This window comes from Streptomyces sp. YS415 (genome assembly GCF_023544665.1).
GTDB lineage: Bacteria > Actinomycetota > Actinomycetes > Streptomycetales > Streptomycetaceae > Streptomyces.
This window is the reverse complement of the sequence record NZ_JAMJFL010000010.1, coordinates 43150-69195: the sequence shown is the minus strand read 5'-3', so window position 1 is coordinate 69195 and position 26046 is coordinate 43150. Positions and strand designations below refer to the sequence as shown.

Here is a 26046-nt window from a genome sequence, read left to right as displayed (position 1 = left end):
CATAATGCTCGGGTGACTTCCCTGCCCCACCACTCCAACTCCGGTGCCGCGCAACGCTTTCCGGTCGTCATCGTCGGCGCGGGACCGGCCGGTCTCACCATCGGCAACATCCTGCGCGCCGCCGACGTGGACTGTCTGGTCCTGGAGACCGAGAGCCGTGAGTTCATCGAGCGGCGGCCGCGGGCCGGCGTCCTGGAGGAATGGGCCGTACGCGGGCTCGACCGGCGCGGCCTCGCGGCGAACCTGCTGGCCCGCGGCCAGGTGCACACCGAGTGCGAGTTCAGGTTCGCCGGGCGGCGCCACCGGTTCGGGTACGCCGAGCTGACGGGGTATCACCACTACGTCTATCCGCAGCCGTTGCTGGTGACGGACCTGGTGCGGGAGTACGCGGACGTGCGGGGCGGCGCGATCCGCTTCGGCCTGCGGGACGTGGAGCTGCACGACCTGGACTCGGACCGCCCCTCGGTGTCGTACACGGACCCCGGGTCGGGCCGACGGCACACGGTGCACTGCGACTTCGTGGCGGGCTGCGACGGGGCGCGCGGGGTGAGCCGCGACGCGCTGCCGCCCGGCAGCGCCCGGGTCTCGCGCCACGACTACGGCATCGGCTGGCTGGCGCTGCTCGCCGAGGCGCCGCCGTCCAACGACTGCGTGGTGTTCGGGATGCATCCGCGCGGGTTCGCCGGGCACATGGCCCGCAGCCCCGAGGTCACCCGCTACTACCTGCAGTGCCCGCCCGGCGACGACCCGGAGAACTGGTCCCACGCAAGGGTCTGGTCCGAGCTCCGGCAGCGGCTCGGCGCGGCCGGCGCACCCCGGCTGACCGAGGGGCGGCTGATCGAGAAGCGCGTGCTGGACATGCACAGTTACGTCGTGGAGCCGATGACGTACGGTCGCCTGTTCCTGGCCGGGGACGCGGCCCATCTCACCGCGCCGATCGCGGCCAAGGGCATGAACCTCGCCCTGCACGACGCCTTCCTGCTCGGCGACGCCCTGGTCGGCCGGCTCGCCAAGGGCGACCGGAGCGGCCTGGACGGCTACTCGGCGGCCTGTCTGAGCCGGGTCTGGGACTACCAGGAGTTCTCGCAGTGGCTGTCGGAGATGTACCACGGCGTCTCCTCCGGCGACCCGCATCGCGCGGGCACCACGCTGGCCCGGCTGCGCCGGCTGCTCGGTTCCCCGTCCGCGGGACTCGCCTTCGCCGAGCAGTACTTGGGCATGACCGCGCACCGCTAGCTCAGTCGTGCGGGGGCCGGTCGCCGATCCGGTGGTCCGCCACCTTCAGCGCCTCCTCCACCAGCCGGCGCAGATGGCCGTCGTGCAGGGAGTAGATCACCCGGCGGCCCTCCTTGCGCGTGTTCACCAGCCCGGCGAGACGCAGCCGCGCCAGATGCTGGCTGACGGCGGGCCGGGCCGCTCCGCATGCCTGCGTGAGCGTGCTGACGTCGGCCTCTTCCCCGGTCAGCGCGTGCAGCAGGGCCAGCCGGGTGCGGTCGCCGAGGAGGGCGAGGAGTTCGGCGGCGAGGGCGAACTGCTCCTCGCCCGGGGTGCGCGGGTGCGCATCGTGCGCAGGTGACAGGTGCATGCGTGCGCTCATACGCACATAATGGCGTCGTGGACCGGGTAAGTCCACCGCCGACACCGGAAGGAGGCCCCGTGAGCCACCCGCACCACGACCACCCTCATCACCACACGCGCCGCCACCGCCTCGCCCACCTCCTCAAGCCGCACTCCCACGACACGGCCGACAAGCTGGACAACGCCCTGGAGTCCTCGGCCCGCGGCATGCGCGCGCTGTGGGTGTCACTGGCGGTGCTGGGCACGACGGCACTCGTCCAGGCGGTCGTCGTGGCGATGTCCGGCTCGGTGGCCCTGCTCGGCGACACCGCGCACAACACCGCCGACGCGCTGACCGCCGTCCCCCTCGGCATCGCCTTCGTGCTGGGCCGCCGCGCGGCGACCCGGCGCCTCACCTACGGCTACGGCCGCGCGGAGGATCTGGCGGGGCTGGTGATCGTGCTGACCATCGCGGCGTCGGCGGCGTTCGCCGCGTGGACGGCGTTCGACCGGCTGCTGGACCCCCGTCCCGTCCAGCACCTGCCCGCGGTGGCCGCGGCGGCGCTGGTGGGGTTCGCGGGCAATGAGTGGGTGGCGCGGTACCGGATCCGAGTGGGCCGGGCGATCGGCTCGGCCGCACTCGTCGCGGACGGCCTGCACGCCCGTACCGACGGATTCACCTCGCTCGCGGTGCTGCTGAGCGCGGGCGGGGCGGCGCTCGGCTGGCACCTGGCCGACCCCGTCGTGGGGCTGGCCATCACCGCGGCGATCGTGCTGGTGCTGCGGGACGCGGCGCGGGAAGTGTTCCGGCGGGTGCTGGACGCCGTGGACCCGGCCCTGGTGGACCGGGCCGAACATGCGCTGCGGGAGGTGCCGGGGGTGCGCGGGGTGGGCGAGCTGCGGCTGCGCTGGATCGGGCACCGGCTGCGCGCGGAGGTCGCGGTCGTGGTGGACGGCGAGGCGACGGTACGGCAGGCCCACGCGATCGCGGTCGACGCCGAGCACGCCCTGCTGCACGCCGTCCCCCGGCTCACCGCGGCCCTGGTCCACGCGGACCCGGCGCCCGTGCCCGGCGAGGCGGACCCGCATCTGCCGCTGGCCCACCACACGGCGGCCTGAGCTCAGGCGAGCCCGAGCCCGTCCAGCACGACGGCTCCGGGCAGCTCGGCGAAGGCCTTGCCCGGCACCAGCAGCTTGCCGCGCCGGCGTCCGCTGCCGACGAGGACGTACGGCAGGTCGACCACGGCGGAGTCCACCAGCACCGGCCAGTCGGCGGGCAGTCCGATCGGGGTGATGCCGCCGTACTCCATGCCGGTCTCGCCGGTCGCGGTGTCCATGGCGGCGAAGGAGGCCTTGCGGGCGCCGAGTTGACGGCGGACCGCGCCATTGACGTCGACGCGGGCGGTGGAGAGCACGACACAGGCGGCGAGTGAGGTCTCGCCGCCGCGCTTGCCCGCCACCACGACGCAGTTGGCGGACTGCTCGAGCAACTCCCGGCCGTAGTGCTCGACGAACACGGCGGTGTCGGCCCATTGCGGGTCGGTGTCGACGTAGACGATCTGGTCGGCGGGGACGCTGCCGCTCCAGTGGCGTACGGCGTCGGCGACCGGGGCGGTCAGTTCGTCGAGGCAGTCGGGGGCGGGGAGGGCCCGGTCGAAGTGTCCGATGGGTGCGCGCATGGCCGCACGGTAGCAAGCGCCGGCGCCGCTCAGTTCACGGGCGGGACGGAGACCGCCATCACCATCCGCATCGGCACCTCGCCGGTATTGCCGTACGTGTGCGGGGTGTTGGCCTCGAAGGATGCGGTCGCGCCCGCCGGGACGCGGTACTCCACGCCGTCCACGGTGAGGGTCAGCTCGCCCTCCAGGACATGGATCAGTTCCGCCGTGCCCGTGGGATGCGGGTCGGACGAACTGCTCTCGCCCGCCGTCAGCCGCCACTCCCACAGCTCCAGCGGGCCCGGGGCCTCGGTGCCGGCGAGGAGGAGGTTGTAGCTGCCGGTGTCGGTGTGCCACAGCCGTACGGCCTGGTCGGCGGGGACGACACGGACCTGCGGGCCCTGCTCGTACTCCAGCAGCGTGGTGATGCTCACGCCGAGCGCGTCGCCGATCTTCACGACCGTGCCGAGGCTGGGGTTGGTGCGCGCCTGCTCGATCTGGATGAGCATCCCGCGGCTGACGTTGGCCCGGGTGGCGAGCACGTCCAGGGTGAAGCCGCGTACCGCACGCCAGTGCTTGACGTTGCGGGCCAGGGACTGGGTCAGCAGGTCGAGGTCCGACACGTTCCGTCCAACGTTTGGTCCATCACGGTAAATGACACGGTTCAATTCATTGCACTACGGTGGGGTGTACCCGACCGTGCACCGAACTGTACTGCGAGGCGACCCGCGAGGGGATCCAGGCGCCGGGGAGCGGGCTCAGCCCTCCGCGTCAAGCTGCGCCAGCCGCGCCACCGTCTCCTCGTCCAGATCCGCCAGGGCCGCCAGTTGTTCCGAGGTCACACCGTCCGGTATCGGGACCGGTGCCGGTGTCCGCAAGGGGGGCTGCCAGCCGTCGGCGGGGGTCCAGCGGCGTACGACCCGGGCAGGCGCCCCTGCCACGACCGCGTGGTCGGGGACCGCGCCGCGGACCACGGCGCCGGCCGCCACGACCACGTTCCGGCCGATCCTCGCGCCCGGCAGGATCACCGCGCCGGTGCCGATCCAGCAGCCCGGCCCGATGGACACCGGCTCCATCCGCGGCCACTGCTTGCCGATGGGCTCGTGCGGGTCGTCGTAGGAGTGGTTCGTGGACGTGACGTAGACGTAGGGGCCGAAGTAGCAGTCGCTGCCGATGGTGACCGTGGTGTCGGCGATGACGTGGCTGCCCCGGCCGAGGACGACACCGTCACCGATCCGCAGGATCGGTTCGGGGCCGAGGTCGAGGTCGGGCATCAGGCCCGCGGTCAGCGTGACCTGCTCGCCCACGATGCAGTGGGAACCCAGCTCGATCCACGGTTCGCCGAAGACCGTGCCCAGCGGGAACGCCAGGCGGGTGGCCTCGCCGATCGCGCCGAAGTGGAAGCGCCCCGGCCGCTCGGCCGTCACCGAGCCGGTGCGCTGCACCCAGGCCCAGCCCGCGTGGACGGCCCGCTGCGCCGCTCGGCGACTCCAGGATGAGAACGTGTTCTTGCTCTTCGGCACGGGCTCACCGTACTGAGCGCCCGGCGCCCTGATGAGCCGGAGGGCCTGTGATCTTCGCCCCAACCGGTGGCGTACGGTGCCCTGAGTCACATGAGCGGGAGGCGATGATGATCAAGGGAATCGGCGGCCGGGAGCCGAAGGTGGACGAGGACGTCTTCGTGGCGCCCACCGCCTCGGTGATCGGCGACGTGAGGCTGCGGGCGGGAGCGAGCGTCTGGTACGGCGCCGTGCTGCGCGGTGACGTCGAGCGGATCTCCGTCGGCGCGAGCAGCAACGTGCAGGACAACTGCACCCTGCACGCGGACCCCGGCTTCCCGGTGACCGTGGGGGAACGTGTTTCCATCGGGCACAACGCCGTGGTCCACGGGGCGACCGTCGAGGACGACTGCCTCGTCGGGATGGGGGCGACCGTGCTGAACGGGGCGGTCATCGGGGCGGGCTCCCTGGTCGCCGCGCAGGCGTTGGTACCGCAGGGGATGGTCGTGCCGCCCGGGTCGCTGGTGGCCGGAGTGCCTGCGAAGGTCAAGCGGGAGCTCACGGAAGAGGAGCGTCAGGGACTCACGCTCAACGGGACGATGTATGCGCAGTTGGCGGGGGCTCACCGGGAAGAGCACGGCCACTAGAGGTCGTACGCGGTCTGCGGCGGCGCGGGGGCGCTCGCGCAGTTCCCCGCGCCCCCGAGGGAGCTCTACTCCCCGGCGCTCACCAGCTCCGGCTCCGCCGGCGCAGCCGGTGCCTGCTTCGCCTTGCGCTTCAGGATCAGGAACGACGTCAGGCCGATCAGCACCGCCGCCACCAGGCCCAGCCACGAGAACCGCTTCAGCCAGGACTCGGCGACCACGCCCACGTAGTAGATGACCGCCGTCGTGCCGCCCGCCCAGAGGATGCCGCCGAGGACGTTGGCCGTGAGGAACTTCCAGTACGGCATGTGCAGGACGCCCGCCAGGGGCCCCGCGAAGATGCGCAGGAGGGCGACGAAGCGGCCGAAGAAGACCGCCCACATGCCCCACTTCTGGAAGGAGCGCTCGGCGGTCGCGATGTGCCCCTCGCTGAAGTGCCTGGGGAACTTCCCGCCCAGCCAGGCCAGCAGGGGACGGCCGCCCTTGCGGCCGATGGCGTAGCCGATGGAGTCACCGATGATGGCGCCCGCGGTGGCGCAGGCGCCGAGGATCACGGGGTCGATCTCACCGTGCTGCGAGGCGAGCAGCGCCGAGGAGACCAGGATGATCTCGCCGGGCAGCGGGATGCCCAGGCTCTCCAGGCCGATGACCAGGCCCACCAGCAGATAGATGGCCAGCGGGGGCACCGTTTCGAGCCATTCCTGGACGTGCAACGCCGCTTCCTCTCCTGTGCTGGGCGTGTTCCCGGCGCCCGCTCGTGGGCGAGCGGGCGCCGGGGAAGCCTACCTGCTCAGCGCGACGCCTCCGCGTCCCACAGGTCGCACTGGTGGTCCCGGTGCACGGACGCGCTGGGAGCGTTGCCGCCCGCGGACGCCGTCCGCAGCGAGAGCACCCGCTCCGGCCCGCCCTCCGGCATGGCGGGCTGCCCGGCGGCGCGGGGCACTCCGGTGCGGACGAAGGAGCCCCAGTACTGGACCATCTGCCGGGCCAGCGCCCGCTGCTCGGCGTTCAGCGGGCTCTGCAGGCCGAAGTGCTTGAAGAGGTACTGCACCTCGTTGACGTGCGTGGCGCCGAAGTCGAAGCCGGTGCCGAGGTCGCGCAGCGAGGCGAAGGGCGGGGAGGTGCGGTCGGCGAACTCGTACGGGTACACCGGACCGCGGCCGGCCAGTGTGGCGTCGAGCCGGAGCGCGGAGCAGGCGAACATCCGGTCGCCGAGGGCGGTGCCGAAGGCGATGGTCGGGGAGGGGTGGGCGGTCAGGGGGTAGCGGGCGAGCACCTCCTCGCCGAAGGCGGCCCGCATCACCGCCGGGTACCGCCCGGCCGTGAGCGGAGCGCCCGTCGCGTCGAACCGGCCGAAGGCGAACAGCCGCCCCTCGTCCAGGTTGGCGCCGTTCATCACCGGCACCCCGGCCGCCGCTCCGGAGGCGAAGGCCTCGGCGGGCTGGACGGGCAGGAAGGCGCCGCCGGTCACCGGTCCCCAGTCGAAGCCGCCCTGCGCGGCCAGGATCTCGGCGGACGACTTGCCGCGCAGGCACGCCACCGTCGCGCAGCCGAGCTTCTCGGCGAAGGCGGCGCCCTGTTCCACCGCCGTCTCCCGGGTGCGTGCGGCGCAGTCGTCGTAGGCGCCGCTCTGGATGACGGCCGCCCGGAACAGGCCCTTCGCGGTGGGCGAGGCCAGCTGGGTGCAGACCGAGCGGCCGCCCGCCGACTCGCCCGCGATGGTCACGCGACCCGGGTCGCCGCCGAAGCGGCCGATGTTGGCGCGCACCCAGCGCAGCGCGGCCTGCTGGTCGAGCATGCCGAAGTTGCCGGAGACGCCGTCCGCGGCCTCGTCGTCGAGTCCGGCCGTGGCGAGGAAGCCGATGGCGCCGAGGCGGTAGTTGACGGTCACGACGACCGTGCCGGTCTGCCGGGCGAAGGTGTCGGGGACGACGTCCCGACCGGCCCCGGCGGTGAGTCCGCCGCCGTGGAACCAGACGAGCACCGCCCGCCGCCGGGAGCCCTCGGGCACGTACACGTTGAGGTCGAGGCAGTCCTCGGTGTGGCTGGGCTGCTCGTACCCGGGGTCCCAGCTCGCGCCTTGCACGCACGTGTTGCCGAAGTCGTCGGCGGCGCGGACGCCTTGCCAGGGCCGGACCGCCCGGGGCTCCTTCCAGCGCAGCGCGCCGACGGGCGCCTCGGCGTACGGGATGCCGAGGAACTGCCGCCCCTCGGCGGTGCGTTCACCGCGCACCAGGCCCGCCTCGGTCCGTACGACCGGCCTCTGCTGTCCCTCGGCCGCCTGCACCGGGGCGGGGACGATCACCGCCGCGGCGAGGGCCGCCAGCGCTGTCACGACACGACGTATCACCCGTGCACCTCCACACTCGTACGAAGCCGCAGATCCCCTGCGGACGCCCCTACCCACACACTGCGCCGCCCGGTGCCCAGCACCCAGGCGTGGCGGTCCGCGTCCCACGACGACAGCGTCCGCGGCGCCACCCGCACACTCACCCGTTGCCGCTGCCCGGCGTCCAGCGCGAGCCGCCGGTAACCGCCCAGCACCCGTACCGCCTGGTCGAGTTCCAGGTCGGGCGAGCGGCCCACGTACACCTGCGGCACCGCGATCCCGGCGCGCCGGCCGGTGTTGCGAACCGTGAAGCGCACGTCGAGGCCGTGCCGGTGCCAGTGCGCGGAGACGTCCTCGTAGCCGAAGGAGGTGTACGACAGCCCGTGCCCGAACGGGAACAGCGGCCGCTCGCCCTTGGCGTCGTACCAGCGGTGCCCGGCGTGGACCCCCTCCGAGTAGAGCTCGGTGCCGCCGACGCCCGGGTAGCGGCGCGGGTCCCCGGCGACGGGATGGTGGTCGTCGTCGAAGGGGAAGGTCTGGGTGAGGCGGCCGCCGGGATCGCAGTCGCCGAACAGGACGGCGGCGGTGGCGGCCGCGCCCTCCTGGCCCGGGTAGTACATCTGGAGCACGGCTCCCGTGCGCTCCAGCCAGGGCATCGACGTGGCGGAGGAGGTGTTGAGGACGACGGTGGTGCGCGGGTTCGCCGCCGTCACCGCCTCGATCAACGCGTCCTGATGACCGGGGAGTCGGATGGTCGTGCGGTCCTGGCCCTCGGTCGCGTCCTCGTAGGCGAACAGCACCGCATGGTGGGCGGCGCGCGCTGCCCGTACGGCCTCGGCGACGTCCTGGGCCCGGGTCGCGCTGGTGATGCGGCGCAACCGGAACCGCTGTCCGGTGTCCCCGCCCGGTGCGGTGATCCTCAGCTTGTGCGTGCCCTTGGCGACCGCGACCGTCCTGCGGCGCACGGACATCCCGTCGGCGGCGGTGGTGACGTAACCGCCCATGAAGTACTCGCCCCAGCCCGGCACGAGCGGGAAGAGCTCCTTGCCGTCGAGGACCACCTTCGGCCGGATCGTCGGTGCGCCGGAGTAGTGGATGACGAAGGTCCACTCGTCGGCCCGGTCGACGGTGAGCGTGCCGTCGTAGGACCAGGTGCGCCCGGCCTCGACCCGCCGGCCCTCGCTGTCGAAGCGCGGGCTGAGCACGGCGGCGGGGAGGGGTTTGCCGAAGATGTCCTCGCCCAGCGCGTGGGTCACCCGGCCGCCGCGTGCGCGCAGGGCGTCGAGAGGGCCGGCGGCGTGGTCGGGCACGACATGGGCGCTGCCGCCGCCGCTGATGAAGGGCAGGGAGCCGGGCTGGCCGATCACGGCGATGCTGCCGTCGGCCAGGGGGAGGGTGCCGCGCTTGTTGCGCAGCAGGGTGGCGCCCGCCTTGGCGACCTCCAGGGCCACGGCCGCGCCCGCTCGGCTGTCACGTTCGGGTCGCGGCGGCGCGCTGCCGTCGAGGAGGCCGAAGCGGTCCAGCACGGACAGGATCCGGCGTACGGCCCGGTCGACGTACCGCTCGGCCACGCTGCCGTCGCGCACGGCCCGCTTCAGCGCCGCGCCGAAGTGGGTGCCGGCCGGCATCTCCAGGTCCAGGCCCGCGGTGAGGGCCTTCCGGGTGCTGTGGGCGGCGAACCAGTCGGTCATCACCAGGCCCTCGAAGCCCCACTGGGTGCGCAGGACGTCGGTGAGGAGGGTCTTGTTCTCGCAGGCGTAGGTGCCGTTGACCTTGTTGTAGGCGCCCATGACCGCACCGGCGCCGGCGTCGACCGCGGCCTTAAAGCCGCGCAGTTCGACCTCGTGCATCGTCCGCTCGTCCACCCGGACGTCGACGCTCTCGCGGTCCCGCTCCTGGTTGTTCAGGGCGAAGTGCTTGACGGTGGCGACGAGGCCCTCGCCCTGGATGCCCTCGATCTCGGCGGCCACCAGGTCGGCGGTGAGCAGCGGGTCCTCGCTGAACGTCTCGAAGTTCCGCCCGGCGTACGGGGTGCGGATGAGGTTGACCATCGGGGAGAGCAGGACGTCCTGGCCGAGGGCGCGGCCCTCGTGCCCGATGACCCGGCCGTAGCGGCGGGCCAGCTCCGGGTCGAAGGCGGACGCCAGCAGGACGGGCGCGGGCAGGGCGGTGGCACGGGCGGTGACCCGGACCCCGGCCGGGCCGTCGGCCAGCCGCAGGGGCGGGATGCCGAGGCGCTCGACGCCGGGGAGGTAGCCCGCCTGGCCGAGCGGGGCGGGGTCGGTGGCGCCGTGCAGGAGGGAGATCTTCTCGTCGAGGGTGAGCCGGGCGAGCAGGCTTTCCACGCGCCGGCCGGCGCTCGGTCCCGGTCCGCCGGGCGCGTGGGCGCCCGCGGGGGAGGTCGCTCCGCCGGTCGCCGCGGCGGCGACGGCGACGGCGCCGCCCACCAGCCGCAGGGCGGAACGCCGGGAAACAGTGTCGGTCATGGCAGCCGTCACTCCTTCGGTGTGCGGGCACGACGAGGTGAACCGCGGTGCGCTGTGGCGCCCGGTCTGTTGTCGCCCTTTGACCGCACTATGCGTCAGTCGGACTTGACACCCCGTGAGCAACGCCACCGGCGCGTCGGAAACGTAGAGCGAGCGGTGACTCGTGTCAATGACCCGAACGGAGAAGGGCCACCCCGGCGGGGGTGGCCCTGTGGTCTAGGAGACCAGCGAGCCGAGCGGCTCGCTGGCCGGGGAGAGGACCTCCAGCGCCTCATCAGGGAGGGCGGGGCGCGCCACCGCGTCGGGCCGAGCAGCGGGTTCGGGTTCCGCCTGCGTGCCGGTCCGGGCGACTCGGGTCTCGTACGGCTCCTGGCTCCGGTGCCGGTCAGGGGGCCGCACCTCGGCAGCGTCGAACTCCCAGCGCTGGTCCGCGGATCCGTCCCGTCCGGCGACCGTCACCTCCTTGCCGTCGCCGGACGCCACGGCCCGGTCCTCGGCGCCGCGGAGCAGGAGTTCGCCGCGCACGGTGAGGTCGTGGCGCACTTCGCCGGCGTGCACCAGGCAGTCGCCGAGCACGACCGCGCCCTCGTCGGCGTGGGAGTTCAGGCAGAGGGTGGGGTCGGCGGCGCTGCGGAGCAGGCCGTCGTTCCGGTACGACCACCGTTGGGATCCGGCGGCCGAGCATCCGGCGAGGACGGTCGCCGTCCCGGGCCGGGGTGCCGCCTCCCGGAGGTCGAGGCAGAGACCGGTGCCGAGGTTGCGCAGCCGGCCGTGGCCCAGTTCCACGGAACGGCTCGCGGAGGCGGGATCCGGCGTCGGCGGCTCGGTGACCGCGCTCGGGGCGCCCCAGGTGGCGTGCGGATCGGGGACACCGTTGCCATCGGACCGGCCTGCGCCGACCAGGACGGTCGCGAGCAGGGCGAGGGAGGCCAGACCGGCGCCGACGACGGCCTTGGTCCGCCCCGAGGGCCGAGCCGGCCTCCGCGCCGCGACGGGCCGGTGCCGTCCGCCACGCGCGCGTGCCGGCCGCGCCGGGTACTGGTCCGCGCGGCCGGGACGCGAGTCCAGATAGCGCCGGGCGCCCCAGCCGAGGACCGTCTCGGCGAGCAACTCCCCCAGTCCGCCCTCGAAGTGGCCGAGTTGCTCGGCGGCCTGCCGGCAGTAGCGGCACTCGGTCAGGTGCCGCTGGACATCGGGCAGCAGCGAACCGCCCCGGCGGATCGGGACATCGAGGAGACGGCCGTAGAAGCGGCATTCCCGGGTGGGCGCGAGGTCGTGGTGCGCGCGGACGCAGGCGGTGCGGAACTGCTCGCGCGCCCGCTCCAGCGCGGCCGATGCCGTCACGCTGTCCACGCCCAGCAGACCGGCCGGTACGGTCAGGGGTTCCGCCTCGACCTCCGTGTGCCACAAAAGGCATTGCGAGGCGCCCGGAAGGGCCTGGAATGCGCGCTCGGCGAGCCGTCGCCTTTCGGGGGTCACGGATCTCGCGGCCCGAAGCCCACGGGCACCGGTCGGTTTACGGAGTTCCGGAAGTACGGCATGAATTCGCTCGTCGGCCGCCCACTCCTTGACCGTCTCCCGTACGGCCTTGAGGAGCTGGGGTCGCAGCGCGCCGCCGGGCGGCTCGCCGAGGACCCGGTGGAAGGCGTTCGCGGTCACCATGGACGCCGGACTTCCGGCCGCGGCCAGGCAGATCACGGCGTAGTCGTGGGCGGCCCGCCAATGCCGGGCCATCAGCAGCGGAACACCGTCGGCACCGGCGCCTGACGGGGCGAGACGGGCGAGCAGATCCCGGTCGGATTCTTCGAGGCGCGGTCCCGGCCGGGGCGGATACGGGGGGCGTGGGGGGTAAGGGGATTGCACGGAATCATTTCCTTCCAGGCCGCTTGCGGCACTCCCCGTGAGGGGGCGCTCACTTTCGCACAAACGGTTCAGAGGAAACAAGGAGTTCGAGTGCTCCTCGGGCAAGCCCCCGGAATTACTGTGCAGTTACCGGCGGTATCCGCACCGGCATTCGAACCTGCGGTCCGAACCAATCCCAAGTTGTGTGCACAGCACGGGGATTGCCGCACGAATTCTCCGCACGGGACAGCCGGACATGACACAAAGGGCCCCCACCGGGGGCCCTTCGCGGAGAACAGCTCGGTCAGCCGTTGGGACGCAGGGTCCACACGACCGTCATCTCGGTGGTGACCGCGCCGTCCGCGCGCTGGATCGCCACGCTCACCGGGAACTCCGGCCGCTCGCCGGCGTCGAGCTCGGCGACGACCTCGTCGATCGGCCGGCCCAGCGTCGCGGTGGCGGTGACCGCGCCCAGGGCGATCTTCTTGAAGGCGATCTCCGCGGTGACCGGGAGGGGGACGGCCCGGGACAGCTGGTCCCCGAAGGCCGCGAGCACGATCGCCCCACTGGCCGACTCCCCCAGCGTGAACATGGCCCCGGCATGCGGTCCGCCGACGTGGTTGCGGTACTCGCTCTGGTCCGGAAGGGCCAGCACGGCCCTCTCCGGAGTGGTCTCCAGGTACTCCAGGTTCAGCGTCCGAACCATCGGCACCGTGGCGGCGAGCAACTCGCCGATCGACATCTGATCTGCGCTCATGGCCGCATGTTACCCACGAGTAGCCTCACTGGCCAGACATCCCGCGTGATCGCCGTACGGACCTTCCGCCGACGGACCGCTGAATTGCTACGTCCCTGACAAGACCCGGTGACCGAATCGTGTCCCCGGCGCCGCTAGGGTTGCTGCCCATGTGGCCAGGACAGCAGCCGCCCGGGGGCGAGCAGAACCCGCAGCAGCAGAACAACCCGTACCAGCAGCCGGGGTACCAGCAGCCGAATCCGTACCAGCAGCCGGGCTATCAGCAGCCCCCCGCCTACGGCCAGCAGCCGCAGTGGGGCGCGCCGACCCCGGCCGGGGCGCCGGCTCCGCAGGGTGGCGGGGGCGGCGGCAACCGGACCAAGCTGGTCGCGATCGTGGCGGCCACGGCCGTGGTCGTGGCCGCCGGTGTCACCGGGTTCCTGGTGCTGGGCGGCGACGACAAGGACAAGGCGGACGGCAAGGCGTCGCCGAAGCCGACCGTGAGCAAGTCGGCCGAGCCCACCGCCTCCGAGTCCGGCTCGGGCGACGATCCGCGCGGCGACGAGGAACTGAAGCCGACCGTCGAGGGCTGGAAGGTCGTCGTCAACCCGCGCTTCGGCACGATGTTCGACGTGCCCGCCGACTGGGAGATCGACAGGGCCGACACCAGCGTCGGCTTCGAGTGGGAGGACAAGGACGGCAAGCTCGACCGCTCCACCGTCACCGCCCCCGCCTACCTCAAGTCCAAGTGGTGCACCGTCGACTCCGACAAGGACGGCCGCACCGAGGACACCGCCCTGGTCACCGCCGGCACCCGCGGTGAGAACGGCGCCAAGGACCTCACCGAGGCCGCGGAGACCCGCGTGCCGTGGTGGATCTTCGGCGGCTACACCCAGCCGGACCGCAAGAGCGTGAAGTTCTCCAAGCCCAAGCCGTACACGACGACTTCCGGCATCGAGGGCAGCGTCGCCACCGCCCACTCGGAGAACACCCCGCAGAACGGCAAGTGCGACACCGAGGGCAAGGCGATCACCTTCGCGTTCGAGAACGGCGCGGGCGACTTCGTCACCTGGAACCTCTTCGGCGCCAAGGGCGTCAAGGAGGAGATCCCGGAGGCGACGATCCAGAAGATCCTCAGCACCGTGCGCCTCACCGAGGCCATGCCGACCGACACCTAGGCGCAGGTGGCGGGGCCGAAGTCAGCTGGAATCGCATTTGGCAAGTCGGCCCCGCCGCGGCGATAGTCGCGAGGTGAAGCCCACCATCCCGCTCCGCCGCCCGACCTGGGCGGGCCGCAACTACTCCCTGCTGACCGCGTCCGCGGTCGTGACCAACCTCGGCAGCCACGGCGCGCTGATCGCCGCCGCGTTCGCCGTGCTGGAGTCGGGCGGGGACGGCGGCGACGTGGGCCTGGTGGCGGCCGCCCGGACCCTGCCGCTGGTGCTGTTCCTGCTCATCGGCGGAGCCGTGGCGGACCGGCTGCCCCGGCACCGGGTGATGGTCGCCGCCAACGCACTGAACTGCGTCTCGCAGGCCGCCTTCGCGGTGCTGGTGCTGACCGGCGAGCCGCTGCTGTGGCAGATGATGCTGCTGACCGCGCTCGGCGGCACCGGCCACGCGTTCTTCTCCCCGGCGGCCGAGGGCATGCTGATGTCCTCGGTCAGCGGCGACCAGGTGAGCCGCGCGTTCGCCATGTTCCGGATGGCCATGCAGGGCGCCGCGGTGGGCGGTGCCGCCCTGGGCGGTGCGATGGTCGCCGCGATCGGCCCCGGCTGGGTGCTCGCCGCGGACGCCGCCGCCTTCGCCGTCGCCGGGTCGCTGCGCGCCTTCCTCGACGTCAGCCATATCGCGCCGCGCGCCCCCGGCGGCGGCCTGCTCTCCGATCTGCGGGAGGGCTGGCGGGAGTTCAGCGGCCGGCCGTGGCTGTGGGCGGTGGTCGTGCAGTTCTCGATCGCGAACGCGGTGGTCGGCGCGGCGGACGCGGTCTACGGCCCCTTGGTCGCCCGCGATCACCTGGGCGGCGGCGCGCCCTGGGGCCTCGCCCTGGGCTTCTTCGGCGCGGGCACGGTCGTCGGCGCCCTGCTGATGACCCGCTGGAAGCCCCGCCGGCTGCTCCTGGCCGGCACCCTGTGCGTCTTCCCGCTGGCCCTGCCCTCCGCCGCCCTCGCGATCCCCACCTCGGTCGGCGTCCTGTGCGCCGTGATGTTCCTCACCGGCGTGACCCTGGAGGTGTTCGGCGTCAGCTGGATGACCGCGCTCCACCAGGAGATCCCGGAGGACAAGCTCTCCCGGGTCTCCGCCTACGACTGGTTCGGCTCGGTCGCCCTGGTCCCGCTGACCATGGCGCTGGCCGGCCCGGCGGAGACGGCGTTCGGGCGGACCTCGGCCCTGTGGGGGTGCGCGGTGCTGGTCGTCGTGGTCACGGCGGCGGTGCTGTGCGTACCGGACGTACGGAATCTGCGCCGCCGTACCAAGCACGTGACGGCGGCCTCCGCGCAGCCGTCAGCCGATACCGAAAGCCCCGTCGGGGGGCTCGGGTGACGGTACGGCGTCCTCGTCCCGTACCGGCCGCGCGCCGCCGATGAACGTCCGCAGGCCCGGCCCGTGTTCGACCCGGGCCGGGAAGGCGTCGGACGCGGTGAGCCGGGTCAGGGCGGCGAGGTCGACGGGCCGGTGCGCGGCGACCAGCACGGCGTTGCCGAACCGCCGCCCGCGCAGCACCCCCGGCTCGGCGATCAGTGCCAGCTCCTCGAACACCGCCGCGAAGGTGGCGAGCTGGGAGCGCAGGAAGGTGAACGGCGCGGCGTCGGCGAGGTTGGCGAGATACACCCCGGTGCCGCGCAGCACGCGCTCGGCCGCACGGGCGTAGGCCAGGGTCGTCAGATGCGCCGGAACGCGGGACCCCCCGAAGACGTCGGCGACCAGGACGTCGGCGGAGTCGGCGGGCGCGGCTTCGGTCCAGGCCCGGGCATCCGCCGTGTGCAGGGCGATCCCGTCGGGCACGGGCAGGTGGTCCACGACGAGCTGCAGCAGCCCCCGGTCCGCCTCGACGACGTCCTGCCGCGACCCGGGGCGGGTGGCGGCCACGTACCGGGGGATCGTGAGCGCCCCGCCTCCGAGATGCAGCACGTCCAGCGCCCGCCCCGGCTCCGCGACGACATCCAGCACATGCCCGAGCCGCCGTGCGTACTCGAACTCCAGATGGGTCGGCTCGTCGAGGTCGACGTAGGACTGCGGAGCCCCGTCGACCGTGAGCAGCCAGGCCCGTTCACGGTCGACGTCGGGCATGAGCTTGGCGGTGCCGTGGTCGACGGTCCGGCTGACGGGGAGGGCTTCGGTCACGTCCCCATTGTGCGGGGCGGCGAACGCCGGGAAGGGGCGCGGGGAACTGCGCGACCGGCCGCCACCGGGCCGGCAGTCCCCCACGCACATCAGGTGGCCATCACACGGGTCACGGTCCCCGCCCCCACGGTGCGTCCGCCCTCACGGATGGCGAACCCGAGCCCGGGCTCCAGCGGAACCGCACGCCCCAGCTCCACGGTCATCGTGACGGTCTCCCCGGGCCGCGCGAGACCCGCCGCACCGAGGTCGACGTCGCCCACCACATCCGCGGTCCGGATGTAGAACTGCGGCCGGTAACCGGTGGAGACCGCGGTCGCACGGCCGCCCTCCCGGGCCGACAGCACGTACACCTGCGCGGTGAACCGCGTGCGCGGCACGACACTGCCCGGCGCGGCCACCACGTGCCCCCGCCGCACGGCGTCCCGGGGGACCCCGCGCAGCAGCAGCGCCACGCTGTCCCCGGCCTGCGCCTCCTCCATCGGCTTGCCGAAGGTCTCGACGCCGGTGACGACGGTCTCGACGCCGGCCCCGAGCACCTCCACCCGGTCGCCGACCCGCACGGTGCCCCGCTCGACGGCACCGGTGACGACGGTGCCGCGGCCGGTGATGGTCAGCACGTTCTCGACGGGCAGCAGGAACGGCGCGTCCACGTACCGCTCCGGCGTCGGGACGTAGGTGTCCACCGCGTCCAGCAGCGCCTCCACGGCCGCCGTCCACTTCGGGTCCCCCTCCAGGGCGCGGAGCCCGGAGACCCGTACGACCGGCGCGGAGTCGCCCCCGTAGCCGTGCTCGGTGAGCAGGTCGCGGACCTCCAGCTCGACGAGTTCGACCAGCTCCTCGTCCGCCGCGTCCGCCTTGTTCAGCGCGACGACCACATGGTCCACCCCCACCTGCCGGGCGAGCAGCACGTGTTCGGCGGTCTGCGGCATGATCCCGTCGAGCGCGGAGACGACGAGGATCGCCCCGTCGAGCTGCGCGGCGCCGGTGACCATGTTCTTGACGTAGTCGGCGTGGCCCGGCATGTCGACGTGGGCGTAGTGCCGGGTGTCGGTCTCGTACTCGACGTGCGCGATGTTGATGGTGATGCCGCGCGCGGCCTCCTCCGGCGCCCGGTCGATGCGGTCGAAGGGCACGTAGCGGGTGCCGGAGTCGCGCTCGGCGAGGACCTTGGTGATGGCGGCGGTCAGGGTGGTCTTGCCGTGGTCGACGTGGCCCATGGTGCCGATGTTGAGATGTGGTTTGGTGCGGACGTATGCCGTCTTGGACATGGCGGTACCTCGAAGCGTCAGAAGTGGCGTTGGGACCCCGGGGACCGGCCGACCCTCCCCCTGCGGGGTCCGCCGGACGATCCGGGGAGGGTCAGCTTCGGGCGCCGTCGACTGCGGCCGGGAAGACGAGGACGGCAGCCTTCGGGGCATCCGCGACCGCGGATGCTGCGAGGACGAAGGCGTGCCGGAACATGGGGCCGATACTCGTCGACGCGCTGTTCGGCGTCGAATGGTTTTCCGCCGTACGGGACGTCAGGCGCGGGTGTTCTTCAGCGCCTCCCGCACCGACAGCGGCGCGAAGCGTTTCTCCTCGCGCGCGAGGAAGTCCCGTACGGCGTCCGCGTCGGTCTTGGCGTACTCGCGCAGTGCCCAGCCGATGGCTTTGCGGACGAAGAAGTCGGGGTGCCCCGACTGGCGCAGGCAGTAGCCGAAGAGGCGTTCGGTGTCGGTGTGTTGCCGGTAGCGCAGCTGGTGGAGCAGGGCGGTGCGGACGATCCACAGGTCGTCGTCCGCGCTCCAGTCGTCCATGTCGGCGGTGAGGGTGGGGTCGGCGGCGACGAGGGTGCCGACCACGTGGACGGCGAGCAGGTCGACGGTGTCCCACCAGGGGACGGTGGAGACCAGGTGCCGGGTCACGGGCAGGAAGGCGGAGGTGCAGCGCCCGGCGTGGCGGCGCAGGTAGTCCACGGCGAAGTAGTGGTACTCGCGCTCCGGCAGCCGCCAGCAGCGCAGGGCGACGGCCGTGCAGTCGGCCTCGTCGGGGCGGGGCACGCCCTCCAGGACCGTGCGGGACAGGGCCCGGCGCACGGGCGTGGGGAGGCCGAGGAAGGGGGCCACGTCCTTCATGTACGCCCGCATGGACGCGGCCCGTTCCGGATCGGCCCGGGCGCCGTAGACGGCGGTGAGCCGGGCCAGCAGGGTGTCGGCGAGGGCGCTGTCGGGGACCTGCGGGGTTCTCCCGCCTGTCACGCTCATGAGACGAACCATACGGCGATCACACACATTTGTCGGTTAGTGTCACCGGATGCTCGATGCCCACACCCGCTCTGGGGGCACCGCCGTGGCCTCTCCCCGGGCCACCCCTTCGGAGCTCGCCGTCGCCCTGCCCCCCAGCCTCGCCGCGCGCTGCACCAGAGCCCTGCTCTCGCCCTGGACGCGGCTGTCCCTGCTGGTCGCGCTGCTGGCCTCGGCCGCGGTCACCGTGCTGCTCTTCGAGCCACAGCGGCTGCTGGCGGACGGCTGGCCTCCCGAGGTCAGCGGTGCCGCGGCAACGGTCGTGTTCGCGGTGGCGTACGGGCTGTGCACGGTGGCGTTCGTGCCCCGGCCGCTGCTGAACCTCGCGGCGGGCGCGCTCTTCGGTTCCCAGCTGGGTCTCGGCGCCGCGGTGGCGGGGACGGTGCTCGGGGCGGGGCTCGCCTTCGGGCTCGGCCGGCTGCTCGGCCAGGAGGCGCTGCGGCCGCTGCTGCGGGGCCGCTGGCTGAAGGCGGCGGACGGGCAGCTCTCCCGGCACGGCTTCCGCTCGATGCTGGCGGTGCGGCTGTTCCCCGGGGTGCCGTTCTGGGCGGCCAACTACTGCGCCGCCGTCTCCCGCATGGGCTATGTGCCGTTCCTGCTGGCGACGGCGCTCGGTTCCATCCCGAACACCGCCGCCTACGTGGTGGCCGGCGCCCGTGCCTCGGCTCCGACGTCCCCGGCCTTCCTGATCGCGCTGGCCTGTATCGCCGTCCCCGCTCTGGCGGGTGTGGTGGTGGCCTGGCGCAAGCGTCACCACCTGCGCGGCTGCTGAGCGGTCAGACCGACTCCAGGATCATGGCGTTGGCGAGGCCGCCCGCCTCGCACATCGTCTGCAGGCCGTAGCGGGCGCCGCGCTCGCGCATCGCGTGCACCAGGGTGGTCGTCAGCCGGGTGCCGCTTGCGCCGAGCGGGTGGCCGAGGGCGATGGCGCCGCCGTGCACGTTGACCTTCGCGAGGTCGGCCCCGGTCTCCTGCTGCCAGGCCAGGACCACGCTGGAGAAGGCCTCGTTGACCTCGAACAGGTCGATGTCGTCCAGGGTGAGCGAGGCCCGGCGCAGCACCTTCTCCGTGGCGGGGACGACTCCGGTGAGCATCAGCAGCGGGTCGGAGCCGGTGACGGCGAAGCTGTGCAGCCGCGCGAGCGGGCGCAGGCCGAGCCGGGCCGCGGTCTCGGCGGAGGTGATGAGCACGGCGGAGGCGCCGTCGTTGACGGGGCTGGCGTTGCCCGCGGTGACGTTCCACTCGATCTGGGGGAAGCGCTCGGCGAAAGCCGGGTCGTGGTAGGCGGGCTTCAGTCCGGCCAGGATCTCGGTGCTGCTGTCCGGGCGGACGCACTCGTCGCGGGCGACCCCGTCCAGGGGCGCGACCTCGGCGTCGAAGCGGCCCGTGGCCCAGGCCTCGGCGGCCCTGTGGTGCGAGGAGACCGCGAAGGCGTCCATCCGGTCGCGGGTGAGCGACCACTTGGCGGCGATGAGTTCGGCGCTGATGCCCTGCGGGACCAGGCCCTCCGGGTAGCGCGCGGCGACACCGGGGCCGAAGGGGTCCTTGCCGGGCGGCACGTTGGACCACATCGGCACCCGGCTCATGGACTCCACCCCGCAGGCCACCACCAGGTCGTAGGCGCCCGCGACGACGCCCTGCGCGGCGAAGTGCACGGCCTGCTGGGAGGAGCCGCACTGGCGGTCCACGGTGGTCGCCGGCACCGACTCGGGGAAGCCGGCCGACAGGGCGGCGTAGCGGGTGGTGTTCATGGCCTGTTCGCCGACCTGGTCGACGGTGCCGCCGATGACGTCGTCGATCAGCGCGGGGTCGACGCCGGAGCGCTCGACGAGGGTGCGCAGGGTGTGGGCGAGGAGTTCGACGGGGTGGACGTGGGCGAGGGCACCGCCGGGCTTGCCCTTGCCGATGGGGGTGCGTACGGCTTCGACGATCACTGCGTCACGCATGTGCGGCCTCCGCGGCTACCAGCGAGTAGGAAATCCGAACTCACCATAGACCCGCGAGTTGGAAAAACAAACCCTCTATTAGGCTGGGCGTCATGCCCGCCTCCAAGGACCCGCGTCCCTGTTCGATCGCCGACGCCCTCGCGCTGGTCGGCGAGAAGTACTCCCTGCTCGTCCTGCGGGAGGTGTGCCTCGGCAACAGCCGCTTCGACCAGCTGGTGCGCAACACCGGCGCCCCGCGCGACATCCTGGCCACCCGGCTGCGCCGCCTCGTGGACGCCGGGATCCTGACCAAGCGGGCCTACAGCGAACGGCCGCAGCGCTTCGAGTACCGGCCCACCCGGGCGGGCCTGGAACTGGAACCGGTCCTGATGACCCTCATGGCGTGGGGCGACCGGCATCTGCGCGACGACGAGAACCGGCCGATGGTGATCGAGCACGTCTGCGGCAACGAGCTGCTCCCGGTCGTCACCTGCTCCGCCTGCGGCGACCCGGTGCGCCACGAGGACCTCAGCGCCCATCCGCAGGCCGAGGGCTGGACGGTGGCAGGGCCGACAGCGGCGGCCTGAGCCTCACCCGTGCGCGTGGCCTGCGCCTCACGCGTGCGCGTGGCAGAAGGCGCGCACCGCCCGCGTGAACCCCTCCGGGTCCTCCAGATTGCTCAGATGCCCCGCGCCGGGCAGCAGGACCAGCTCGGCGCCCGCGATCTCGGCGGCGAAGTCCCGGGCCACCGCCAGCGGCGACCGCGCGTCGGCCTCGCCCCACAGCAGCAGGGCCGGTACCGCGATGCGGGACAGCACGTCACGGAGGTCGGTCTCGGCCATCATGTGCAGCTGCGCGCCCAGCGTCCGCGGGCGCACCTCCCGCTGCATCGCCTCGAACAGGCCCGCGAACGAGGCAGGCGGACCGCCGGCGGCGAACAGCCCCGGCAGTGCCGGATCGAACTCCTCCGGCGGCGCGGCGAGCATCCGCTCGGCGGCCACCACCCGCGCGGTCACCTCGTCGGCCGGCAGGGAGCCCCGCCAGCCCGCGTAGGTGTCGGCCAGGATCAGCGTCCTGACCAGCTCCGGGCGTTGCCGGTACAGCTCCAGCACCACGGTGCCGCCCCAGGAGAGCCCGGCGACATGGGCCGGACCGCGCCCAAGGTCCTCGACGACGGCGGCGAGGGCACGGGCGTAGTCGGCGAGACCGAATCCGGCGGGCACGTCCGAGGACCGCCCGGCGCCCGGTTCGTCCCAGGCGACGACCGTGAAGTCGTCGGCCAGCGCCTCGGTCTGCGGCTGCCACATCCGGCCGTCCAGACCCGCGCCGTGCACCAGGACCAGGGGCGGCCCCGGCCCGTCGCCCACGCACGCGTAGGCGACCTCCACCCCGCTGACCCGCACGGTAGCCATGCATCCAGGCTAACCACGGGCGGGGCCGGGCGCTCTCTGCCAAACCCCTGTGCCATGGCCGTCGTCGAGGGGCGCTACGCTGCCCTCGACCACTGTGATCACCGGGCCCCCGCGGCACGGTGTGGCCGTTCTCGCCTACCGCCATCAGCACTTGGACGTCGTACTTTCATGACCTGGTTTGAATCCCTCATCCTCGGACTCGTCCAGGGGCTGACCGAGTTCCTCCCCGTGTCCTCCAGCGCGCACCTGCGGCTGACCGCGGCGTTCTCCGGCTGGGAGGACCCGGGCGCGGCCTTCACCGCGATCACCCAGATCGGTACGGAAGCGGCCGTGCTGATCTACTTCCGCCAGGACATCGGGCGGATCATCCTGGCGTGGTCCAAATCGCTGACGAACAAGGCGATGCGCAGCGACCACGACGCCCAGATGGGCTGGCTGGTGATCGTGGGCTCCATCCCGATCGGCGTCCTCGGCGTGACGCTGAAGGACCAGATCGAGGGCCCGTTCCGCGATCTGCGCATCACCGCGACCATGCTGATCGTGGTCGGCATCATCATCGGCATCGCCGACCGCATGGCGGCCCGCGACGAGAGCGGCGGCCGGCACCGCGCGGCCAAGCAACGCAAGGAACTCAAGGACCTCAACGTCCGCGACGGCCTGATCTTCGGCCTCTGCCAGTCCGCGGCCCTGGTCCCGGGCGTCTCCCGGTCCGGCGCCACCATCAGCGGCGGCCTGTTCATGGGCTACACCCGCGAGGCGGCGGCCCGTTACTCCTTCCTCCTCGCGATCCCCGCGGTCCTCGCCTCCGGCCTGTACGAACTCAAGGACGCGATGGAGGGCGGCCACGTCACGTGGGGGCCGACGATCTTCGCGACGGTCATCGCCTTCGTCACCGGATACGCCGTCATCGCGTGGTTCATGAAGTTCATCTCGACCAAGAGCTTCATGCCCTTCGTCTACTACCGCATCGCCCTCGGCATCCTGATCATCGTGCTGGTGGCCACGGGCGCCCTGAGCCCCGACGCGGGCGAACCGGCGCACTGAGGCACGGCCCGGAATTCCCGTGACCCATCACATACGGGATGCGTAGCCGTTCGGTAGCGCAGTGTCAGTGCTTGCCCCTAGGCTTGTCCGCATGTCCCCGGATTTCTTAACCCCTAGTTCCCTGCGCTCCGCCGCCGAGGTGAACGAGCAGATCCGCGCGCTGTGGGTGCGCGCGGGCGGCACGCTGTCCGCCCAGGAGCGCGCGGAGTACGAACTGCTGGTGGTCGAATGGGCGTCCGCGATCCGCGGCGAGGTCATCGAAGCGGCGTAGCGCGGCGGCGGCAGTCCCGGCACGCCTCTTGGCGTTGTTCGTCCCATGCCCAACACTGAGCCGATGACGCAGCGTGTGGAGCTCGCGGCCGTGATGGACCGCCTGGCCGTCGACAATCTGATCACCGAGTACGCGATGGCCGTGGACGACGGCGACTGGGAGGCGTACCGCGGGCTGTTCGCCCCCGCGGGACGCGCGGACTACCGGTCCGCGGGCGGGATCGAGGGGGACGCCGGACAGATCGCCGAGTGGCTCGCGGAGAACATGCGGCTCTTCCCGATGCGTCAGCACCTCATCGTCAACCGCCGCGTCCGCTTCGGTGTCCTGGACCAGGACACCGGCGACACCGCCCAGGTCCAGGCCGACTACGTCAACCCGATGCGCCTCGCCCGCGACGGCGAGGCATCCGCTGCCCCCGACTTCGTCTGCGGCGGCCGCTACACCTTCGGCATGACCCGCACCCACGACGGCTGGCGGCTCGACCAGGTCGTCGTACGCGAGAAGTGGCGGCAGCTGCCCGCGACACGATGATCGACCGGATGCGGACGCTTCGTTTAGGGGCCGGTCCCAGCGCGCACACTGGAGGGACCACAGGTCAGAAAGGCGCCGCATGCAGAGGTTCGGCCGATGGCTCGTCACCCCGTGGCGGCGCTCCCTCGTCGCCGCGGTGGCCGGCGCCCTGCCCGTCCTCGCCTTCCCGGCCCCCTCGCTGTGGTGGTTCGCCTACGTCGCCCTGGTGCCCTGGATCCTGCTGCTGCGCACCGCCCCGACCGGCCGCCGGGCGCTCCGCGACGGCTGGTGCGGCGGCTTCGGGTTCATGCTGGCAATGCATCACTGGCTGCTGCCGAACCTGCATGTCTTCACCGTCGTCCTCGCGGCGCTGCTCGGCGCCCTGTGGGCCCCGTGGGGGTGGCTGGTGCGCCGCTTCCTCGCCGGCGCCCCCGGCCCGGCCCGGATCGGGGCCGCCCTCGCCGTCCTGCCGTCGGGCTGGCTGCTGGCGGAACTGGTCCGTTCCTGGGAGGGGCTCGGCGGCCCCTGGGGCGTGCTCGGGGCCAGCCAGTGGCAGGTGGAGGCGGCGCTGCGGCTCGCCTCGGTCGGCGGGATCTGGCTGCTCAGCTTCCTGGTGGTGGCACTCAACGTCGCCGTCGCCGCCCTCGTCTCGGTGCCCGGCTCGCGGGTCCCCGCGGTGGCGGGCCTGGTCGCCACGGCCACCGTCACCTCCGCGGCCTGGGTCTGGTCACCGCGGCCCGACGCCGACGGGCGGACCCGCATCGCCGTCGTCCAGCCGGGCGTCATCAAGGCCGGCACCGACAGCGCCGACCGGCGCTTCGCCGTGGAGGAGCGGCTCACCCGGGAACTCGTCGGCGAGGACGTGGACCTGATCGTGTGGGGCGAGAGCAGCGTCGGGTTCGACCTGGGCCGCCGCACCGACCTGGCGGACCGGATCGCGGCCCTCGCCCGCGAGACCGGGGCGCCCGTACTCGTCAACGTCGACGCCCGCCGCTCCGACAAGCCCGGCATCTACAAGAGTTCGGTGCTGGTCGGCCCCGAAGGCCTGACCGGCGCCCGCTACGACAAGATGCGGCTCGTCCCCTTCGGCGAGTACATCCCGGCCCGCTCCCTGCTCGGCTGGGCGACCTCGGTCGGCGAGGCGGCCGGCGAGGACCGGCGCCGCGGCTCCGCACAGGTCGTCATGCGGGCCGGGAGCGGCCTGCGCGTGGGCCCGATGGTCTGCTTCGAGTCGGCCTTCCCCGACATGAGCCGCCATCTCGCCGAGGACGGCGCCCAGGTCCTGGTCGCCCAGTCGGCGACGTCGACGTTCCAGCAGAGCTGGGCCCCCGGGCAGCACGCCTCCCTGGCCGCCCTGCGCGCCGCCGAGACCGGCCGGCCGATGGTGCACGCGACCCTGACGGGCGTGTCCGCCGTGCACGACGCGAGCGGGCGGCGCGTCGGCTCCTGGCTCGGCACGAGCGAGCGCACGGCGCGGGTCTACGACGTGCCGCTCGCCCGGGGCACCACGCCCTACGTCCGGTTCGGCGACTGGCCGCTGCAGGCGGCGCTGCTGATCCTCGCCGCCTGGTGCGCGGCCGAGGGGGTGCGGACCGTGCGGATCAGGCGGCCCGGTCCTGGATCGCGCGTACCACCCGCTCGCACAGCTCATGAGTCGCCAGCGCGTCCCGGGCGCTGAGCACCTTGCCCGCGCGCACCGCGTCCAGGAACGCCAGCACCGCCTGCTCGATGCCGCGCTGCCGGGCCACCGGCACCCAGTCGCCGCGCCGGCGCACGGTCGGCTGCCCCTTGTGGTCGATCACCTCGGCGAGGTTGAGCACCTGACGCTTGGTGTCCTGCCCGGACACCTCCAGGATCTCCTCGGCCGAGCCGCTGAGCCGGTTCATCACCCCGAGGGCGGTGAACCCGTCGCCGGCGAGTTGGAGCACCACATGGTGCAGCAGACCGCCCTCGGTGCGGGCCCGCACGGTCACGTCGTCGACCGGCCCCGGCGCCAGGAAGCGCAGTGTGTCCACGACATGGATGAAGTCGTCCAGGATCATCGTGCGCGGCTCCTCGGGGAGCCCGATCCGGTTCTTCTGCATGAGGATCAGCTCGCGCGGATGGTCGGCGCACTGCACGTACCCGGGGGCGTGGCGCCGGTTGAAGCCGACGGCGAGGCTCACCCCGCGCCGCTCGGCGAGCTCCACCAGCCGCTCGGACTCGGCGAGTTCGTACGCCAGCGGCTTATCGACGTACGTCGGCACGCCCGCCTCCAGCAGCCGCGCCGCGATCTCCGGGTGCACGTCCGTCGGCGCGTGCACGAAGGCCGCGTCCAGGCCCTGGGCGAGCAGCGAGTCCAGATCGGTGTGGCGCTGCCGCGCGGGGAGGTGGAGGGTGTCGGCGACCCGGTGGAGCGTGGCGGGAGTGCGGGTCTGCAGGTGCACTTCCACACCGGGCTGGTGGCCGAGCACGGGCAGGTACGCCTTCTGTGCGATGTCGCCTAGTCCGATGCAGCCGACCTTCACTG

General features: G+C 72.9%; 26 protein-coding genes. 11 read left to right on the top strand and 15 right to left on the bottom strand.

What is annotated here, in order from left to right; translation table 11 throughout:
• Nucleotides 1–12 precede the first annotated feature (12 nt).
• Nucleotides 13–1236: a 4-hydroxybenzoate 3-monooxygenase gene (locus M8H82_RS14990; protein ID WP_374211659.1), complete on the top strand. Its 1224-nt coding sequence runs from the start codon at nt 13–15 to the stop codon at nt 1234–1236.
• A 1-nt stretch (nt 1237) separates the two neighbouring features.
• On the opposite strand, the gene M8H82_RS14985 is transcribed toward M8H82_RS14990, so the two are convergent.
• Nucleotides 1238–1597 (bottom strand): metalloregulator ArsR/SmtB family transcription factor, encoded by a 360-nt coding sequence (locus tag M8H82_RS14985; RefSeq protein WP_250074034.1) that lies wholly within the window; start codon nt 1595–1597, stop codon nt 1238–1240.
• A 59-nt stretch (nt 1598–1656) separates the two neighbouring features.
• On the opposite strand from M8H82_RS14985, the gene M8H82_RS14980 reads away from it, so the two are divergent.
• On the top strand, nt 1657–2676 hold the full coding sequence (locus M8H82_RS14980) for a cation diffusion facilitator family transporter (protein ID WP_250074032.1): 1020 nt from the start codon (nt 1657–1659) through the stop codon (nt 2674–2676).
• Between the two features lie 2 nt (nt 2677–2678).
• On the opposite strand, the gene M8H82_RS14975 is transcribed toward M8H82_RS14980, so the two are convergent.
• From M8H82_RS14975 to M8H82_RS14965, 3 genes are all read right to left on the bottom strand, one after another.
• Complete coding sequence (locus M8H82_RS14975) at nt 2679–3236, bottom strand: YbaK/EbsC family protein (RefSeq protein ID WP_250074030.1); 558 nt, start codon at nt 3234–3236, stop codon at nt 2679–2681.
• 29 nt (nt 3237–3265) lie between these two features.
• On the bottom strand, nt 3266–3838 hold the full coding sequence (locus M8H82_RS14970; RefSeq protein WP_250074028.1) for an XRE family transcriptional regulator: 573 nt from the start codon (nt 3836–3838) through the stop codon (nt 3266–3268).
• 135 nt (nt 3839–3973) lie between these two features.
• Nucleotides 3974–4738 (bottom strand): acyltransferase, encoded by a 765-nt coding sequence (locus M8H82_RS14965; protein ID WP_250074027.1) that lies wholly within the window; start codon nt 4736–4738, stop codon nt 3974–3976.
• A 107-nt stretch (nt 4739–4845) separates the two neighbouring features.
• Between M8H82_RS14965 and M8H82_RS36440 the strand changes: the two genes are divergently transcribed.
• A complete protein-coding gene (locus M8H82_RS36440) occupies nt 4846–5361 on the top strand; it encodes a gamma carbonic anhydrase family protein (protein ID WP_284048914.1) in 516 nt (171 codons plus the stop codon).
• 65 nt (nt 5362–5426) lie between these two features.
• Here M8H82_RS36440 and M8H82_RS14950 read toward each other — a convergent pair whose 3' ends face one another.
• The 5 genes from M8H82_RS14950 to M8H82_RS14930 all read right to left on the bottom strand — a co-directional run bounded on the left by M8H82_RS14950 (nt 5427) and on the right by M8H82_RS14930 (nt 12757).
• Nucleotides 5427–6071: a DedA family protein gene (locus tag M8H82_RS14950; protein ID WP_250074025.1), complete on the bottom strand. Its 645-nt coding sequence runs from the start codon at nt 6069–6071 to the stop codon at nt 5427–5429.
• A gap of 77 nt (nt 6072–6148) precedes the next feature.
• Nucleotides 6149–7708, bottom strand: coding sequence for a carboxylesterase/lipase family protein (locus tag M8H82_RS14945; RefSeq protein WP_250074023.1), 1560 nt, complete (start codon nt 7706–7708; stop codon nt 6149–6151).
• Nucleotides 7705–10173, bottom strand: coding sequence for a beta-glucosidase (locus M8H82_RS14940; protein ID WP_250074021.1), 2469 nt, complete (start codon nt 10171–10173; stop codon nt 7705–7707). The genes M8H82_RS14945 and M8H82_RS14940 overlap by 4 nt, the downstream gene beginning before the upstream one ends.
• A 216-nt stretch (nt 10174–10389) precedes the next feature.
• Nucleotides 10390–12036, bottom strand: coding sequence for an RICIN domain-containing protein (locus M8H82_RS14935; RefSeq protein ID WP_250074019.1), 1647 nt, complete (start codon nt 12034–12036; stop codon nt 10390–10392).
• A gap of 283 nt (nt 12037–12319) precedes the next feature.
• The gene (locus M8H82_RS14930; protein ID WP_250074388.1) at nt 12320–12757 is read right to left on the bottom strand and encodes a DUF4442 domain-containing protein; all 438 of its coding nucleotides are present in this window, start codon (nt 12755–12757) and stop codon (nt 12320–12322) included.
• 164 nt (nt 12758–12921) lie between these two features.
• Here M8H82_RS14930 and M8H82_RS14925 point away from each other — a divergent pair, with 164 nt between their 5' ends.
• Nucleotides 12922–13929: a hypothetical protein gene (locus M8H82_RS14925; protein WP_250074017.1), complete on the top strand. Its 1008-nt coding sequence runs from the start codon at nt 12922–12924 to the stop codon at nt 13927–13929.
• 73 nt (nt 13930–14002) lie between these two features.
• The gene (locus M8H82_RS14920) at nt 14003–15292 is read left to right on the top strand and encodes an MFS transporter (RefSeq protein WP_250074015.1); all 1290 of its coding nucleotides are present in this window, start codon (nt 14003–14005) and stop codon (nt 15290–15292) included.
• On the opposite strand, the gene M8H82_RS14915 is transcribed toward M8H82_RS14920, so the two are convergent.
• The 3 genes from M8H82_RS14915 to M8H82_RS14905 all read right to left on the bottom strand — a co-directional run bounded on the left by M8H82_RS14915 (nt 15254) and on the right by M8H82_RS14905 (nt 18336).
• Nucleotides 15254–16093, bottom strand: a complete 840-nt coding sequence (locus M8H82_RS14915; RefSeq protein ID WP_250074013.1) for a fused MFS/spermidine synthase — start codon at nt 16091–16093, stop codon at nt 15254–15256. The two genes, M8H82_RS14920 and M8H82_RS14915, sit on opposite strands and share 39 nt — an antisense overlap.
• An 89-nt stretch (nt 16094–16182) precedes the next feature.
• Nucleotides 16183–17361: an elongation factor Tu gene (gene tuf, locus M8H82_RS14910; protein ID WP_250074011.1), complete on the bottom strand. Its 1179-nt coding sequence runs from the start codon at nt 17359–17361 to the stop codon at nt 16183–16185.
• A gap of 252 nt (nt 17362–17613) precedes the next feature.
• Nucleotides 17614–18336 carry a DNA alkylation repair protein gene (locus M8H82_RS14905; protein WP_250074009.1) on the bottom strand — a complete coding sequence of 241 codons (723 nt, stop codon included), beginning with the start codon at nt 18334–18336 and terminating at the stop codon, nt 17614–17616.
• A gap of 49 nt (nt 18337–18385) precedes the next feature.
• On the opposite strand from M8H82_RS14905, the gene M8H82_RS14900 reads away from it, so the two are divergent.
• Nucleotides 18386–19147, top strand: a complete 762-nt coding sequence (locus tag M8H82_RS14900; protein WP_250074007.1) for a TVP38/TMEM64 family protein — start codon at nt 18386–18388, stop codon at nt 19145–19147.
• Between the two features lie 4 nt (nt 19148–19151).
• Here M8H82_RS14900 and M8H82_RS14895 read toward each other — a convergent pair whose 3' ends face one another.
• Nucleotides 19152–20321, bottom strand: coding sequence for a thiolase family protein (locus M8H82_RS14895; protein ID WP_250074006.1), 1170 nt, complete (start codon nt 20319–20321; stop codon nt 19152–19154).
• 92 nt (nt 20322–20413) lie between these two features.
• On the opposite strand from M8H82_RS14895, the gene M8H82_RS14890 reads away from it, so the two are divergent.
• Nucleotides 20414–20887: a helix-turn-helix domain-containing protein gene (locus M8H82_RS14890; RefSeq protein WP_250074004.1), complete on the top strand. Its 474-nt coding sequence runs from the start codon at nt 20414–20416 to the stop codon at nt 20885–20887.
• A gap of 27 nt (nt 20888–20914) precedes the next feature.
• Here M8H82_RS14890 and M8H82_RS14885 read toward each other — a convergent pair whose 3' ends face one another.
• Nucleotides 20915–21712 (bottom strand): alpha/beta fold hydrolase, encoded by a 798-nt coding sequence (locus M8H82_RS14885; protein WP_250074002.1) that lies wholly within the window; start codon nt 21710–21712, stop codon nt 20915–20917.
• Nucleotides 21713–21880: 168 nt separating this feature from the next.
• On the opposite strand from M8H82_RS14885, the gene M8H82_RS14880 reads away from it, so the two are divergent.
• From M8H82_RS14880 to lnt, 4 genes are all read left to right on the top strand, one after another.
• Entirely contained in the window at nt 21881–22756 is an 876-nt protein-coding gene (locus M8H82_RS14880) for an undecaprenyl-diphosphate phosphatase (RefSeq protein WP_250074000.1), read from the top strand.
• A 91-nt stretch (nt 22757–22847) separates the two neighbouring features.
• Nucleotides 22848–23027, top strand: a complete 180-nt coding sequence (locus tag M8H82_RS14875; protein WP_250073997.1) for a hypothetical protein — start codon at nt 22848–22850, stop codon at nt 23025–23027.
• A 63-nt stretch (nt 23028–23090) separates the two neighbouring features.
• Complete coding sequence (locus tag M8H82_RS14870; protein ID WP_250073995.1) at nt 23091–23558, top strand: nuclear transport factor 2 family protein; 468 nt, start codon at nt 23091–23093, stop codon at nt 23556–23558.
• A gap of 79 nt (nt 23559–23637) precedes the next feature.
• Nucleotides 23638–25215 (top strand): apolipoprotein N-acyltransferase, encoded by a 1578-nt coding sequence (gene lnt / locus M8H82_RS14865; RefSeq protein WP_250073993.1) that lies wholly within the window; start codon nt 23638–23640, stop codon nt 25213–25215.
• On the opposite strand, the gene M8H82_RS14860 is transcribed toward lnt, so the two are convergent.
• The gene (locus tag M8H82_RS14860; protein ID WP_250073990.1) at nt 25139–26044 is read right to left on the bottom strand and encodes a Gfo/Idh/MocA family protein; all 906 of its coding nucleotides are present in this window, start codon (nt 26042–26044) and stop codon (nt 25139–25141) included. The genes lnt and M8H82_RS14860 overlap by 77 nt on opposite strands.
• Nucleotides 26045–26046: the final 2 nt, after the last annotated feature.